Origin of the sequence: Paenalkalicoccus suaedae, from assembly GCF_006965545.2 — a bacterium.
Classification (GTDB): Bacteria; Bacillota; Bacilli; order Bacillales; family Salisediminibacteriaceae; genus Paenalkalicoccus; species Paenalkalicoccus suaedae.
In genome coordinates this window covers 3,514,133-3,530,106 of record NZ_CP041372.2, presented here as the reverse complement: position 1 = coordinate 3,530,106, position 15,974 = coordinate 3,514,133, and the positions used below count along the sequence as shown (strand labels likewise).

Sequence of the window (15,974 nt, the reverse complement as noted above, 5' to 3'; positions counted from 1 at the left end):
AATCGTGTGGAACGATTTGCCCGCGTTTTTGTGGTAAAATAGAGGCAGAGAGATGATTGATTTTCATCTAACTCGGGAAACGTAAAAGAAACATCAGATTAAGGAAGTGAGCGGATGGAACGAGTATTATTTGTTTGTACAGGTAACACATGCCGAAGTCCTATGGCAGAGGTTATTTTTGAGAATAAAAAGCAGAACGAAGATTTTAGAGCGCAGTCTGCGGGAGTCCATGGCATGGAAGGCATGCCAATGTCAGAAGGCTCTCGCCAGGTTCTCGCGCGTCGAGGTATGATGGAGAGCCACCAGTCTCAGGGAGTATCGCCTGACCTGCTCGAGTGGTCCGACCTTACACTTGCGATGACAAACGCACACAAGCAAATGCTAATTGAGCAGTATCCTACATACGCTGATCAGATTTTTACGCTGAAGGAGTATGTATTGGACGATTCTAATACGCTACAGAAAATCGAGGAACTGCGCGAGCACCACGTGCAAATGGAGCTAAAGCGTGCACAGTTTGTCACGGCAAACCAAGATAAAATTGAACGCTATAATGAGACAAACGATATGAATAACCAAAATAGCAAAGAAGAAGAACTATTAGAACAGCTTCATCCACATCAAGTCGCGATCGATCGCATTGAGTGGGACTTGCCATCCTTTGATATTCAAGATCCATTCGGTGGCGATGATGCCCAGTACGAAGCGACATATAAAGAAATGGAAGAAGCGATCACAAAACTTTTAGCCAAGCTAGAAAAAGGAGAAGGATAAATGATGAAAATTGTTATTGCATCTGATCACGCAGGGTACGCTTTAAAGGAACAAGTAATTCCAGTCATTGAGGAACTCGGTCATGAGGTTGTAGACGTTGGAGCCGGCGGCGCCGACTCAGTCGATTACGCTGACTACGGTTTCCCCGCAGCAGAAATGGTTGCAAATAAAGAAGCAGACCGCGGCATCGTCATTTGTGGAACGGGTATCGGTATGTCGATCACAGCGAATAAAGTAAAAGGTATCCGCTGTGCCCTCGTTCACGATCTATTCTCAGCAAAAGCAACGCGCGAGCACAACGACAGCAACGTCCTCGCGATGGGCGAGCGCGTCATCGGTCCTGGTCTAGCACAGGAAATCGTTAAAGTATGGCTCGAAACAGAATTCGAAGGCGGACGTCACGGTCGTCGCATCGAAAAGATCGAAGTATACGAAACAAAATAGGAGGTGTCTCAGATGGCGACAGAATGGACAGGCAGCCTAGCACCGCAGCTCGCCAAAGCACTCGACGAGCTACAGGAGCAGGCACAGCTAAAAAAAGGACAAATTTTAGTCATCGGCGCAAGCACAAGTGAGGTCATCGGCAAACATATCGGCAAAGCAGGCTCGATGGATGTCGCAACAGAGCTCTATAAAGCTTTAGATGAGTTCCGTAATAAGCACGACATTTACCTCGCCTTTCAGTGCTGCGAGCATTTAAATCGTGCGATTTTGATCGAGCGCGACTGCTTAGAACATTACCGATTAGAAGACGTCTCTGTCATTCCTGTCCCATCCGCAGGCGGATCGATGGCGTCATTTGCTCACAAGCAAATGACAGACCCCGTTTTAGTCGAAGATATTCAGGCTCACGCCGGTATCGACATTGGCGACACCTTTATCGGCATGCACCTCAAGAAGGTAGCTGTGCCAGTGCGCACTTCTATCAAGAGCATCGGAGACGCGCACGTCACATTTGCACGAACACGACCAAAGCTTATCGGTGGTGCAAGGGCACAGTATTAAATAAGTAGAATAATGAAAGAGGAACAGCGTGTGAATATCATGCTGTTCCTCTTTTTTATGGAACGTTCGGTACTCCTGCGCTCCCGGCTGGCGCTTCCTAAGTCAGAGTAGTCAGCTCTGCGAACACCCTTCGACATTAGTAGGGTCAGTGCCTGAGCCTACTCGTCGGCAGATTCTATCACTAAGAAAAAGGGCGTTATCTAGCTTTATGAGAATCACTTGCTCGCGGTAGATTTATCTTATGTATGGTACAAAAACTTTTTATACGGTACATAAATCTCGCATAGCGTACATTTAGTAAAGAAAGTAGCCCTTAAGGTACATTCATTCTGAATACGGTACATTTATTTTGTACACGGTACATTTATCTCAAATATGGTACATGAAAATCCTATTTGCCCAAGAGCAACTTATCTGAAACCATAATTCCAAACAAAGTGAGAGCTTTCCCACAAAGAGGAAGGCTCTTTTCTCATGCACTTTTTAAATCAAACGCAGAGCTGGCAGACCCGGAGGACATTCGGAGACAATCCATAGGGGAAAGAGGTCTTTGAGATCCCACAGGAGGCGTTTAGGGTAAGGCGACAGCCGCACCATGCCGACGAGGAAGCTCAAAGACCGGCCCTATGGATGTCGTAGAGTGTCTGGAGGGCTGACAGCTCGGAGAGCAGATTTAAACGAGTTAGCCCTTGAGCAATTGAAGCTCGAAGAGCTTAGGTACTTAACTAGCTAGAACTTGATCAATTTAGCCCGAAGGGCTAATCTCTAGATCTTCAAGGTTGATCGAAACTAAACCGAATTCACGAACATTCGACACATAATTGTGAATAAAAACCGTCTTTTCTAAATTGAAAGCGCAACCATTAGCCTGACTTCTTCAGAAACCTTTGCCTTTAACTCGCAAAAACGATAAAATGGACGAAGAACGAGGCATGTTCAAGATTTAGGGAGGGTTTTTGATTATGACGACAGCAACTGGTAAATTGAGTCACATTCAGGCACAGGACGCAAAGCTCTTTGAAGCAATGAATAAGGAGCTTGGGCGCCAGCAGGACAATATTGAACTTATTGCATCCGAAAACTTTGTTTCCCCAGCAGTCATGGAAGCGCAAGGATCCGTATTAACAAACAAATACGCAGAAGGATACCCAGGCAAACGCTACTACGGTGGCTGTGAGCACGTCGATGTTGTCGAAGACATCGCGCGAGATCGCGCGAAGGAAATCTTTGGAGCGGAATACGCAAACGTACAGCCGCACTCTGGTGCACAGGCAAACATGGCTGTTTACTTTGCATTCCTTGAGCAAGGCGACACGGTACTTGGAATGAACCTATCGCACGGCGGACACTTAACCCACGGTAGCCCAGTTAACTTCAGTGGAAAGCAATATAACTTCGTTGAATACGGCGTGGATAAAGATAGTGGTTATATCAACTACGAAGACGTGCGTGAAAAGGCGCAGGAGCACAAGCCGAAAATGATCGTTGCAGGTGCCAGCGCGTACCCGCGTGAAATCGACTTTAAAAAGTTTCGCGAAATTGCGGACGAAGTCGGTGCATATTTAATGGTAGATATGGCGCACATTGCTGGACTTGTTGCAACTGGCGATCACCCAAGCCCAATCCCGTATGCAGACTTTGTTACGACAACGACGCACAAGACACTACGCGGACCGCGTGGCGGACTTATTTTAACTAAAGAAGAGTATGGTAAAAAGATTGATAAAGCGATCTTCCCTGGGCTGCAAGGTGGACCACTTATGCATGTCATTGCATCAAAAGCCGTTGCATTTGGCGAAGCGTTACAAGAGGAGTTCGGAGCGTACTCGAAGCAAATTATTAAAAACGCAAAGGCGCTAGCCGAGGCACTAACTGAAGGCGGCGTTGACCTTGTTTCTGGCGGTACAGATAATCATTTAGTCCTTTTAGATCTACGTAGCCTCAATTTGACCGGAAAAGTTGCGGAAGCAGCGCTTGATCATGTGTATATTACGACGAATAAAAATACGATTCCGTTTGATCCGGAGAGCCCGTTTGTGACGAGCGGCCTGCGTATCGGTACGGCGGCGATTACGTCTCGTGGCTTTAAGGAAGAGGATGCGGCCGAGGTTGGGCGCATTATCGCAGACGTGTTGAAGAATCCAGAGGACGATGCGACGATTGCAGACGCGAAGTCTCGCGTTGCGGCGCTTACTGGCAAGTACCCAATGTACACAGAATAATAGATGGTAGGTGTTTAAAAAGGCCTTGCGAGGTCTTCTTAAGCACCTCTTTTTTGTGCGGTGGAAAATGTGGTGGGGGTGCGCGTTTTGGGGAAGTGACGCGCAATATGAGAGAAATGACATGCAATCTGCAAAAAACCAAGAGAAGTGACACGCAATGATCAGAGAGACACGATTTTCTCACAAAAGTCGTTGAAATGAACGTGAACTTGGAGTAGAATCTTCAAAGAGTGTGTCAGAAACGGGCGAAAGCCGTACTTAGAAGAGGGAGTGGATTTTGATGGCGAAGGTATTTGTATTTGATCACCCATTAATTCAGCATAAGCTTACGTATATTCGTAATAAGGATACTGGAACGAAGGAGTTCCGCGAGATGACGAACGAAATCGCGGGTCTGATGGCATTTGAGATTACGCGTGAGCTTCCGCTCCAAGAGGTAGAAGTCGAGACGCCGGTTGCGACGGCAACATGCAAGCGTATCGCAGGTAAAAAGCTTGGGATCGTACCGATTTTACGTGCGGGCCTTGGCATGGTTGACGGGATTATGGAGCTTGTACCAGCAGCTAAAGTTGGACACGTTGGTCTTTACCGTGATCCGGAGACGCTAAAGCCGGTCGAATATTACGTGAAGCTTCCGAACGATACTGGGGAGCGCGACTTTATCGTAGTGGATCCAATGCTTGCGACTGGTGGATCCGCGATTGAGGCGATTAATGTGATGAAAAAACGTGGAGCGGTCAACATTAAGCTGATGTGCTTAGTTGCAGCGCCAGAGGGTGTGGACGCGATGAAGGAAGCGCACCCTGACGTAGATATTTATCTTGCAGCACTAGACGAAAAACTAAACGAAAAAGGCTACATCGTTCCTGGTCTTGGAGACGCAGGAGATCGCCTATTCGGTACGAAGTAATCTCACCTTACAAAGGATGTGTCTGAATGAGTCAGCGTAAAAAGATCATGACGATTTTCGGGACAAGGCCAGAAGCCATTAAAATGTGCCCGCTCGTCTTAGAGCTAGAGAAAGAGGAACAGTTCGAATCGATCGTGACCGTAACAGGTCAGCATCGCGAAATGCTTGATCAAGTACTAGAAATCTTTGGTGTCACGCCAGATGAGGACTTAAATATCATGCAATCGCGCCAAACGCTGACGGATGTCACGACACGTGCCCTGCAAGGATTAGATGAAGTAATGAAGCGTGTAAAACCAGATATGGTGCTCGTGCACGGGGATACAACGACAACATTCGTTGCAAGTCTCGCGGCGTTTTATAACCAAATTGCAGTCGGCCACGTCGAGGCTGGTCTGCGCACGTGGAATAAATATTCACCGTACCCAGAGGAGATGAACCGTCAGCTTACAGGCGTTATCAGCGACCTGCATTTCACCCCGACGGAGAAGTCCTACGAGAACCTCACGGCTGAGGGCAAGGCAGAGGAAGGCATTTTTGTTACTGGTAACACAGCGATTGATGCGCTTCACACGACAGTCACCGACGACTACGAGTCGGATGTGCTCGGACGTTTAGGCGACGATAAGCTCATTCTTGTCACAGCCCACCGTCGAGAAAATCTAGGTCAGCCAATGCGCAATATGTTCTCTGCAATCAAGCGTATTGTTACAGAGCACGATGACGTTCAGGTCATCTACCCTGTGCATTTAAATCCTGTCGTGCGCGAGCTCGCGGATGAGGTACTCGGTAACGACCCTCGCATTCATTTAATTGAGCCACTTGGCGTACGCGACTTCCATAACTTCGCATCACGCGCGCACATTATCCTAACGGATTCTGGAGGCGTGCAGGAAGAAGCTCCGTCACTAGGTGTGCCTGTGCTTGTTTTACGTGACACGACGGAGCGTCCAGAAGGTATTGAGGCAGGTACGTTAAAGCTTGCTGGTACAGATGAAGAGAACATTTACTCGCTTGCAAAAGAGCTTCTAACAGACGAAGCGGCTTTTGAAGCAATGTCAAAGGCGTCTAATCCTTATGGCGATGGTCGTGCATCAGAGCGTATCGTAGAGGCGATCAAGTACTTCTATGGTTTGCGTGACGATCGTCCGGAAAGCTTTAGACCTTAAATTAATGAAGTGCCACTTATTTTTAGTGCAGCTCTCCGAGCTGTCAGCCCTACGGACACCCTGCGACATCTATGGGGTCGGCCTTTGAGCTTCCTCGGAGGCAAAGATCGCCTCCTGTGGGATCTCAAAGACCTCCTGCTCCCATGGATTGTCTTCGGGTGTCCTCCCGGGTCTGCCAGCTCTCTGAGCGGGTTAATAAAGTGTTGCTTGTTTAAAATCAGTTATACGTTATATGTAAGGACGAGAGCTCTTCTATTATTAGAAGAGTTCTTTTTTGTGTGGGGGAAGGAATGCACATAGACGAGGGTGAAATGCAGACAGCGGAGTGAAGAATGCATACTGGCAGGGTGGAAATGCATGCGGTGGAGGTTGAAATGCAGATGGCCAAAATAAATGCACACGAACGAGGGTGAAATGCAGACAGAGCGGTGGAGAATGCACACCGGCAGGGTGGAAATGCACGCGGTGGAGGTTGAAATGCAGATGGTCAAAATAAATGCACACGGTGGACCGATAAATGCAGACGGTCAAATAAATTTACAAAACTGCACTGAATTCACAGAGTCTAGCTCGTGAACTTACAGCAAGCTCTTCAGCAATTAGCTCTTTAAAATCATATAGAGTGAAACTATATAAAAAAGGTGAACGGTAATACTTTTACCAACACCATCTCATTTTTATAAAAGCTAGGCAACGATCTTTCGCCTAGTAAATAGAAATCATTAAAAAGATAGTAAGGAACCGTTACCCTCCGGGTCTCCGAAGCGAAGGCTGGCGTCTCCTAGAGGGGCACTTCCGCGCAGCGAAAATCCTTTCGATCGGCCATTGGTTTGGCCGCTCGAAATAGTTGAGCAAGCCCCTCAGGAAAGCGCCAGCCGGGAGCGAAGGAGGACCGGAGGTCCTGCTTTTGACCTTGACCTTGATCTTGCTTGACCCTGCCCTACAGAATATTAAAACAACTACTATTTCTGTATAAAAAAGTAAGCAAAAAGTCTTAAATTTCCTAATCTTACAACAAAGCAGATGATAAAAGGATAAAAGTACCATACAATAAACCTACACAAACTCGCTAGGGAGGTAACAACGTGCTCGTAAATATCCATGTAAACCAAGCAGACGAACGGTATTTTCTCGCCGAAGATTTGTACATGCAGGGTAGATTACTGATGAAAGCAGGAGGGCGATTCTCGCCGCGGATCAGACATTTGCTCCAGCAACAAAAGATCACGCATGTCACCGTGACAGAAGACAAAAGCTACATAGGACGATTAAAAAAGCAGCCTACCTTAGAAGATGCTAAAGTGGCAAAGAAGGCGTTTTTTGACATGCTCACACATGTTGGTGAAGAGCGCCGCTACGGCAATTCGCTCCATAAAATGGCGGACTTTAAGTGGATCGAAGGCTTATTTGTCATGCATATGGAGGATCCAGGAATTCGGCAGGCCGTCGCGCGAATGGAGGCGACAGATCCTTTAACGCTGAGACACACCTTTGATACGTTTATCTTCGGGAGCTTATTGGCGAGACGTCTGCTCCTAACGGATATTCATGCGTTCTCGCAGGCATGTCTTCTCCATGATATTGGTAAAACATCGTTACCAACGGAAATCTTGCATAAGTCGCCTTTAACAGCCGATGAACTGACGGAGCTACGCGCTCACATTGGAGATGGGTATCGACTTTTACAAAAGCTCTACGTAGATAAGCAGGCAACGGCATATGTGAAAGCATATGGAGAGTTTAGGCAGTTTTATGTGAAGGCAGGAGAGCGTAGACCGTATTTAAGAGAAAGTCAGCTTCTTTCTATAGTAGACATGTACTCTGCGCTCACGTTACCTAAACCGTACAGAAAAGCTTTCCCTGCGCCTAAAGCGCTTGAAATGATATTAGGTAAACAGCGCTGGGTAGCGCATGATCTCCTTTATGAACTGTGTAAGCTGTTGGAAATCTTCCCAGCGAAATCGATCGTAGAGCTTACAAATGGAGAAAAGCTAGCCGTGAAAAGTGTGTACGATAATGCTCCTACACTCCCGACATTAACGGATGGAGACCCTAAAAATGATAAACGATTGCCGACAAATTTATCGGTAAGTGTTGCTAATTTGATTCACATTCCTTACTAAGGTGGAAGGACTCACCTTGTATCATTCCACTCCTCTAACGCAAGCTATGGAAAGAGAGGAGTGGCAGTCATGCGATATGTCGTTATCATATTACTTTTAGTATGTGTACTACCTATACAGGCTTATGCAAAAGAAGAAACGAGTGTGTATGTGATTGAGACAACTGCCACACCTGAGTCACTTGGGATCACGCCTCGCTATGAGTTCTCGGAAGGTTTCACCGGATTTTCTGCCGAGATCACAAAAAGTCAGGCTGACGCTCTTAAGGCTCAAGGGATGATGGTAGAAGAGAATAATATGTACGCGCCGAAGCTCGCGGAAAGTGTCCCGTTTGTTTATGAGAATGAGGCTCGTGAGTCGCGCTACACGGGGAAAGGTGTGAAGGTCGCGGTCATTGATACGGGGATTGACTACACGCACCCTGACCTTGCTAAACAATATAAAGGTGGGCTCGATCTTATTGACGGTGATAAGGATCCGATGGAGACAAAGTCGCCAGCAACCTTTCATGGGACGCACGTCGCGGGTATTATCGCAGCGAATGGTCGCATCAAAGGAGTTGCGCCTGAAGCGGATCTTTACGTGTATCGCGCTCTCGGTCCTATGGGGATGGGGACGACAGAGCAGGTGCTTCGAGCTATTGATGCAGCAGTCAAAGAGGGTGTCGATGTCATTAACCTTTCTTTAGGGAATGCGGTTAATGGACCAGACTGGCCAACGAGTGTTGCTCTGGATCGAGTCGTAGACAAAGGGATCGTGGCCGTCACGTCAAGTGGCAACAGTGGTCCTGGTCTATGGAGTGTTGGATCTCCGGGAACGTCCTCAAAAGCCATCTCCGTGGGAGCCTCGACACCACCACTTAGGCTCCCATCGATTCACGTAAATGACAAAGAAATTCCTCTCGAGCCAATGCTTCGCGCAGCGCCGTGGACCCTCACCCGCGCTTATGAGATCGTTTCGTTAGATTATGGCGAGGAAGCGGATTACGAAAGTGCGGACGTGGCTGGGAAAATTGTACTCGTGAAGCGAGGGCGCATCAGCTTTACGGATAAAGCAAACTTTGCAAAAGCAAATGGAGCGAAAGCACTCCTTATTGCAAATAATCGAGAAGGCATTTTTGCTGGTATGCTCGAAGAATCCATCAACCTGCCAGTGGCCTCAATTACGAATGATCAAGCCAAGCTTATCCAAGATAGTAAAAAACCCCTTCGCACCATTTATCACCTCGTCGTAGACACCGTAGCCCCCTTTAGCTCCCGAGGACCAGTCACCCACACGTGGGAAATGAAGCCAGACCTAGTAGCACCAGGTGTGCAAATTGATAGCACTACCCCAAATGGATATACAAGCTTAAACGGCACAAGTATGGCAGCGCCACACGTAGCTGGAGCGGCAGCACTGCTTTTAGAAAAGCACCCCGACTGGACCCCAGAGCAAATCAAAGCAGCACTCATTAATTCCGCCAAACTACTCACAGATGACCAAGGAGATCCACTCCCAGCCTACGCGCAAGGAGCAGGCAGACTCGATATTAACGCCGCGCTCGACGCCACCATTCTCTTGACGCCAGAGCCACTTCGAGATAATCAACCCTTTACGCTTCATATGCAAAATGTGACGGACACTCCTCAAACCTTGCGTATCACATCAGAAATAACGGACGCATTAGAGGTCACCCTTTCTGCAGGAGAGACGAAAAAAGTGACGTTGCCTGTCTCGTTACAAGCGCAGGTAGCAGGGATTCATACAGCTTGGTTACAAGCAAACATCGTTGATAGTGATGAGGCGATTGACGTTCCTATCTCATGGATCGTGGATGAACCAGATTATCCTCGCGTCACGTCATTCATGCTTCAGCAGGAAGAGCATGGAGGACTATCTGTAGAAGCTTACTTACCAGAAGGAGCAGATCATGTTCAGGTTACGCTTTATGATTCCGTGACACGTAGCTTTATTGGTGTGCTTCATGACGAAAAGCAGGTAAAGCGAGGGATTTATCGAACGAGCGTGGATGTGGACGTTGGAGCAGGAACGTATATTGTTTCGCTAACAGCAACAAAGGGAGCAGAAAGCGATGGCATGGAAGAAGTCTATCTAGTTGGAGCAGAAGCGTTAAGCACTCCTTAATCACAAAATAAAGAGGTTTATCTAAACCGTTAGAGCCGTGCCATTAAACCTATGGCACGGCTATCTTTTCACAAAAAATTCACAATTAAATTTCTTACAAATATAACAGACATTTTTCACAAACTTATGTATAATAGAAAGCGTGCACACAGGATTTTCTCACATTTTTACATAGGAGAAATGAAAACGGTATATGCTTTGTGAGCGTAGGGTGGACGCGCTTTCATGAGGTTGACACTCATGGGCGACTATTGTACGATAACACATGGTATAAGTTGTATGGTGCGCAAAAGTGAAATGAGGACGTATACAAATGGCACAACAACCACGCAACAGAAAGGCAATGAAAGCATTTGCTCTTATGTCAACAATCTCGGCGTATACAATCGGGGGAGTTCTGTTAGGCGTTATAGTTGGCTTGTGGCTCGACAGCCGTTATGACGGCAGCGGCCTGTTTCTTGTGCTCGGGTTTCTCATTGGCTTAGTCGTTACATCTTATGGCATCTACAAGACGGTGCAACAGTTTTTGGAGGACGATTCTACATGATGAATGACTATAAACGCATAGCAAAGCGTTATGTCACGTATACGCTGATTATTATTGCCGTGCTTGTCGTCATCGCAGTTATGACCTCCATGTCACGATTCTTTTTCGGAGTTGCCCTTGGTGCGAGCTTTAGTTTACTGAATCTTATTACTACATATTTTCAGGTGAAGCGCATTAGCCAGATGCAGGCAGACCGCAAGTATCGTTTCTCAATCGGGACCGTAGGAAGATTGATGATCGTTGTAGTGGCACTAGTACTTGCACAGCAGTTCCCAAATGTCTTTGATTTAACGGGCGTTATTGTCGGACTTGCTGTCACGTATGTCATCCTTCTTATTGATCCGATTTTACAAATTAAGCATTTACGATAACGTGGGCTTCTGCTGTCAGTTGGGGCTTTCAATGCATCAGAGAGAGAGGTGAAAACAAGATTGGATACACAATATTACATGATTGATATCCTAGGTATTCCGCTTAACGTACCTAATATGCTCATGGTTACTGTCTCTATGGCAATTGTATTTTTCGTGTGTTTCTTCATGTCACGTAAAATCCAAATGTATCCGACCGGAGCACAAAATGCGCTTGAGTATCTTGTCCAATTTGTTAAAAACATTATTAGCGCAAATATGGACTGGAAAACCGGCTCACGCTTCATTATGTTAGGACTTACGTTAATCCTGTATGTTTTCGTGGCAAATATGCTAGGGGTACCGTTCGAGCTTGCGACTAGTGGAGATCACTATGTTTGGTGGAACTCTCCAACGTCAAATCCAGTATTAACGATTTCATTAGCAGCATTTATCATTATCCTTACACACATTTACGGTATCAAGCTCAAAGGACCTAAGGAATACGGGAAGGATTATTTCCGACCAGCCTTCTTTATGGCACCGTTTAAGGTGATTGAGGACTTTGCCAACACATTAACGCTAGGTATGCGTCTTTACGCTAACATCTATGCGAAGGAAGTTATCCTTATGATGTTAGTTGGTCTAGGTACATCAGGTATCTTCTGGATGATCGGGGCGTTTGCGCCACTTGTTATCTTCCAGGCATTCAGTGTCTTCATCGGATCCCTTCAGGCATTCATCTTCTGTATGCTGACGATGGTTTACATGGCACACAAAGTGAACGAAGAGCACTAATTTTCTGTAAATAAGCGCTCTAGCTTAGGGCGAATTATTTAATAAAGCAAACAATAATTTCAAGTATCTTAGAGGAGGATTTTTTATTATGGGTTTAGTAGCTATTGCAGTAGGTATTGTAGCAGGTTTAGCAGCGATCGCAGGAGCATTCGGGGTAGCAATCGTTGTTGCTAACACACTTCAGGGAGTAACTCGTCAGCCAGAAATGCGCGGTCCACTACAAACAATCATGTTCATCGGTGTACCGTTAGTAGAGGCACTACCTATCTTCGCAATCGTAATTGCGTTCTTATTATTAGGTAACATTTAATAGGCGATAGACGCCTACAGGCACATGGCGGAGAACGTACTTTTACACTCTTCGCCATTCCTTTTGTATCGATGATGGAGTGAAAAGGAGGCGACAACGTTGTTTGATATAACTGAAATTGCATGGTGGAATGCGCTGTACCAACTAGTTGCGTTCGGTGTACTTCTACTATTACTTAAAAAGTTTGCGTTTGGACCTGTCATGAATATGATGGAAACGCGCGAAAAACACGTTGCTGATCAAATCGCTTCCGCTGAAAAGAATCGCGAAGAATCTGAGAAATACTTAGAGGAGCAGCGCGAAGCTATTCAAGCGGCTCGTATGGAAGCGAAAGAAATCGTGGAAAATGCGAAGAAGATGAGCGATCAGCAAGCGCAAGATGTTATCAAAAATGCACGTCTTGAAGCAGAGCGAATGAAAGATAATGCAGTGAAAGAAATTAACACGGAAAAGGAGCAAGCGATCTCCGCGCTTCGTGAGCAAGTTTCGACACTATCTGTTCTTATCGCATCGAAGGTTATTGAGAAGGAGCTAGATGAGAAGGAGCAAGAGCGACTCATCCAGGAAACGCTTAAAGAAGTAGGCGGAAACCTATGAGAAGAGATCCAATAGGCTTCCGTTATGCTTCGGCGTTATTCGACTTAACACGCGAGCAGAACAGCCTTGATCAAACGCTTGAAGAGCTTAAGGCTGTTCAGACAGCGATGACAGATACGAACCTTCTTGACGAAGTGTTCCGGCACCCAAAAATGACGGACGAACAAAAGAAGTCCATCATCAAAGATGCGTTTAGTGGCAAGGTTAGCACACCAGTCGTTAACCTGCTTCAGCTTCTTATTGACAACAAGCGTGAATCACTCTTTACGTCAATTGTAGAAAGCTACCAAACGCTAACGTATGAACAGCAAGGCATTGCAGAGGCGACAGTCTATACTGCAAAAGAGTTAACAGAAGAAGAGAAGGAAGCTATCGCCGTAACGTTTGCTAGAAGAGCTTCTAAGGCGAAGCTTTTTATTCATAATGTGGTAGACAAGGACGTCATTGGCGGGATTAAAGTCCGCATCGGAGATACCGTGTACGACGGCACAGTCGCCAATCAATTAGAACGTATACATTCGCGCATGGTCGCGGGTAACGTAAGTAGATAGGGGTGAACGATATGAGCATCAGAGCCGATGAAATTAGCTCTTTACTGAGACAACAAATCGAAGGCTACCAAACGGAAATGGAAGTCAATGATGTAGGTACCGTTATCCGAATAGGTGACGGAATCGCAATTGCACATGGCCTAGAGAACGTTATGGCCGGTGAACTACTTGAGTTTAATAATGGTGTCATGGGTATGGCACAAAACCTAGAAGAGAACAACGTAGGTATTATCATCTTAGGTCCTTATGTCGATATTCGTGAGGGAGATGAGGTACGTCGTACTGGACGTATCATGGAAGTACCAGTTGGGGACGAGCTCCTCGGTCGAGTTGTAAACTCACTAGGTCAACCACTTGATGGTAAAGGCCCAATCAATACAACAAAAACACGCCCAATTGAAGGCGCTGCTCCTGGTGTTATGGATCGTAAATCCGTACACGAGCCACTTCAAACGGGAATTAAAGCGATCGACGCACTTATCCCAGTAGGTCGTGGTCAACGTGAGCTTATCATCGGAGACCGTCAGACTGGTAAAACATCGATTGCAATCGATACAATCATTAACCAAAAAGAAGAAAACATGATCTGTATTTATGTAGCAATTGGTCAAAAAGAATCAACTGTTGCAGGAGTAGTAGAAACACTACGTCAGCACGGAGCGCTTGATTACACAATCGTTGTAACTGCTAGTGCGTCTCAGCCGGCACCACTTCTTTTCCTAGCACCATACGCTGGTGTAACAATGGGTGAAGAATTTATGTATAACGGCAAGCACGTACTTGTTATTTATGATGACTTAACGAAGCAAGCATCAGCTTACCGTGAGCTTTCTTTACTACTTCGTCGTCCTCCAGGTCGTGAAGCATTCCCAGGGGATGTTTTCTATCTGCACTCCCGTTTACTTGAGCGTGCAGCGAAGCTATCTGATGCAAAGGGTGGCGGCTCATTAACGGCACTTCCGTTTATTGAGACGCAGGCTGGAGATATCAGTGCTTACATTCCAACAAACGTAATCTCGATTACAGATGGACAGATCTTCCTTCTATCTAACCTCTTCTTCTCTGGCGTACGTCCTGCCGTAGATGCGGGTCTATCCGTATCCCGTGTAGGTGGTTCTGCACAGATTAAAGCGATGAAGAAGGTAGCTGGTACATTGCGTCTTGACCTCGCGTCTTACCGTGAGCTAGAAGCATTTACACAGTTCGGATCTGACCTTGATGCATCTACGCAAGCTAAGCTTAACCGCGGTGCGCGTACAGTAGAAGTACTTAAGCAAGGACTTCACATGCCTCAAGCTGTAGAAAAGCAAGTATTCATTCTATTCGCACTTACAAAAGGCTTCTTGGATGACGTAAAGGTCGAAGATATTTCACGCTTCGAGTCTGAAATGTTTACATTCCTTGAGCATAACCATAATGACCTTCTTACTCACATCAAGACGACAGGTAACCTGGCTGAAGATGCAGAGATGAAGGCAGCAATTGAAGCATTCAAAAAGACGTTCCAGTAAGGAGCAGAGCATAAACGAACGAGGTGTCCAATGGGACACCTCGGACGTATAAGGTGGTGAAGAACGTTGGCGTCTTTAAAAGAGATAAAGACACGAATCGGCTCAACAAAGAAGACGAAGCAAATTACGAAGGCAATGGAAATGGTATCAGCAGCAAAACTTAACCGTGCCCAAGGAAAAGCGGAAGCCTTCCAGCCGTATACGAATAAAATCCGTGAGGTAGTAGCAAGTATTGCCGAAGGTACTGAGGGTGTCTCTCACCCAATGCTCGAAAACCGCGCTGAAGTCAAAAAGACTGGTTATATCGTAATCACGTCTGACCGAGGTCTCTGCGGAGCATACAACAGTGGGCTTTTACGACAAACGGCAAAGCTTATCAATGAGCGTCACAGCTCTCCTGATGAGTACGGAATCGTTGCTTTAGGACGTATCGGCCGTGATTTCTTCAAGAAACGCAATATGCCAATCTTCCAAGAAATTATCGGATTACCAGATCGTCCAGACTACAACGACATTAAAAACATTGCCCAGACAACGGTGCAAATGTTTGTCGACGGAGTATTTGATGAAGTGTACATTCACTTCAACCACTTCGTGAGTGCCATTAGCCAAGAGGTAACCGAGCAAAAGGTACTTCCACTAACTGGTCTAGCGGAGGATGTAAAAGCAGATGGCGACACGAAGGTAGGCAAGCTTGATTACCTTTATGAGCCAGACGCAGACTCTATTTTAGAGCAGCTTTTACCTCACTATGCAGAAAGCTTAATTTTCGGTGCGCTATTAGATGCGAAGGCGAGTGAGTTTGGTGCTCGTATGTCGGCTATGCGTTCCGCAACAGATAATGCAGATAACCTCATCGGTGACTTGACACTCGTTTACAACCGAGCGCGTCAGGCAGCAATCACGCAGGAAATTAACGAGATTGTTGGTGGAGCTGCAGCCCAAAGCTAATAGAAGCCTATTGATTCTTAAGGATCATC

At 46.3% G+C, this 15,974-nt stretch carries 16 protein-coding genes; all 16 read left to right on the top strand.

Going from position 1 to position 15,974, the window contains the following annotated elements; genetic code table 11:
* Positions 1 to 114: 114 nt before the first annotated feature.
* The 16 genes from FLK61_RS18000 to atpG all read left to right on the top strand — a co-directional run bounded on the left by FLK61_RS18000 (position 115) and on the right by atpG (position 15,945).
* Entirely contained in the window at positions 115 to 774 is a 660-nt protein-coding gene (locus FLK61_RS18000; protein ID WP_176010730.1) for a low molecular weight protein arginine phosphatase, read from the top strand.
* A 3-nt stretch (positions 775 to 777) separates the two neighbouring features.
* Entirely contained in the window at positions 778 to 1,218 is a 441-nt protein-coding gene (gene rpiB / locus FLK61_RS17995; protein ID WP_176011298.1) for a ribose 5-phosphate isomerase B, read from the top strand.
* A gap of 12 nt (positions 1,219 to 1,230) precedes the next feature.
* Positions 1,231 to 1,779, top strand: coding sequence for a TIGR01440 family protein (locus FLK61_RS17990; RefSeq protein WP_176010729.1), 549 nt, complete (start codon positions 1,231 to 1,233; stop codon positions 1,777 to 1,779).
* A 983-nt stretch (positions 1,780 to 2,762) separates the two neighbouring features.
* A complete protein-coding gene (glyA, locus tag FLK61_RS17985; RefSeq protein WP_176011297.1) occupies positions 2,763 to 4,001 on the top strand; it encodes a serine hydroxymethyltransferase in 1,239 nt (412 codons plus the stop codon).
* A gap of 280 nt (positions 4,002 to 4,281) precedes the next feature.
* On the top strand, positions 4,282 to 4,911 hold the full coding sequence (gene upp / locus FLK61_RS17980; protein WP_176010728.1) for a uracil phosphoribosyltransferase: 630 nt from the start codon (positions 4,282 to 4,284) through the stop codon (positions 4,909 to 4,911).
* Positions 4,912 to 4,937: 26 nt separating this feature from the next.
* On the top strand, positions 4,938 to 6,080 hold the full coding sequence (wecB, locus tag FLK61_RS17975) for a non-hydrolyzing UDP-N-acetylglucosamine 2-epimerase (RefSeq protein ID WP_176010727.1): 1,143 nt from the start codon (positions 4,938 to 4,940) through the stop codon (positions 6,078 to 6,080).
* 1,085 nt (positions 6,081 to 7,165) lie between these two features.
* Positions 7,166 to 8,203, top strand: coding sequence for an HD-GYP domain-containing protein (locus FLK61_RS17970; RefSeq protein ID WP_176010726.1), 1,038 nt, complete (start codon positions 7,166 to 7,168; stop codon positions 8,201 to 8,203).
* A 69-nt stretch (positions 8,204 to 8,272) separates the two neighbouring features.
* Positions 8,273 to 10,330: a S8 family serine peptidase gene (locus FLK61_RS20270; protein WP_176010725.1), complete on the top strand. Its 2,058-nt coding sequence runs from the start codon at positions 8,273 to 8,275 to the stop codon at positions 10,328 to 10,330.
* A gap of 313 nt (positions 10,331 to 10,643) precedes the next feature.
* Entirely contained in the window at positions 10,644 to 10,877 is a 234-nt protein-coding gene (locus tag FLK61_RS17960) for an AtpZ/AtpI family protein (protein ID WP_176010724.1), read from the top strand.
* Entirely contained in the window at positions 10,874 to 11,248 is a 375-nt protein-coding gene (locus FLK61_RS17955; RefSeq protein ID WP_176010723.1) for an ATP synthase subunit I, read from the top strand. Before FLK61_RS17960 ends, FLK61_RS17955 begins: the two co-directional genes overlap by 4 nt.
* A gap of 78 nt (positions 11,249 to 11,326) precedes the next feature.
* Positions 11,327 to 12,025 (top strand): F0F1 ATP synthase subunit A, encoded by a 699-nt coding sequence (atpB, locus tag FLK61_RS17950; protein ID WP_176011296.1) that lies wholly within the window; start codon positions 11,327 to 11,329, stop codon positions 12,023 to 12,025.
* Between the two features lie 88 nt (positions 12,026 to 12,113).
* Positions 12,114 to 12,335 (top strand): F0F1 ATP synthase subunit C, encoded by a 222-nt coding sequence (atpE, locus tag FLK61_RS17945; RefSeq protein WP_176010722.1) that lies wholly within the window; start codon positions 12,114 to 12,116, stop codon positions 12,333 to 12,335.
* Between the two features lie 99 nt (positions 12,336 to 12,434).
* A complete protein-coding gene (atpF, locus tag FLK61_RS17940) occupies positions 12,435 to 12,932 on the top strand; it encodes a F0F1 ATP synthase subunit B (RefSeq protein ID WP_176010721.1) in 498 nt (165 codons plus the stop codon).
* A complete protein-coding gene (locus FLK61_RS17935; protein WP_176010720.1) occupies positions 12,929 to 13,483 on the top strand; it encodes a F0F1 ATP synthase subunit delta in 555 nt (184 codons plus the stop codon). The genes atpF and FLK61_RS17935 overlap by 4 nt, the downstream gene beginning before the upstream one ends.
* Positions 13,484 to 13,494: 11 nt before the next feature.
* A complete protein-coding gene (gene atpA, locus FLK61_RS17930; protein WP_176010719.1) occupies positions 13,495 to 14,994 on the top strand; it encodes a F0F1 ATP synthase subunit alpha in 1,500 nt (499 codons plus the stop codon).
* A gap of 66 nt (positions 14,995 to 15,060) precedes the next feature.
* Positions 15,061 to 15,945: an ATP synthase F1 subunit gamma gene (atpG, locus tag FLK61_RS17925; RefSeq protein WP_176010718.1), complete on the top strand. Its 885-nt coding sequence runs from the start codon at positions 15,061 to 15,063 to the stop codon at positions 15,943 to 15,945.
* Positions 15,946 to 15,974 lie beyond the last annotated feature (29 nt).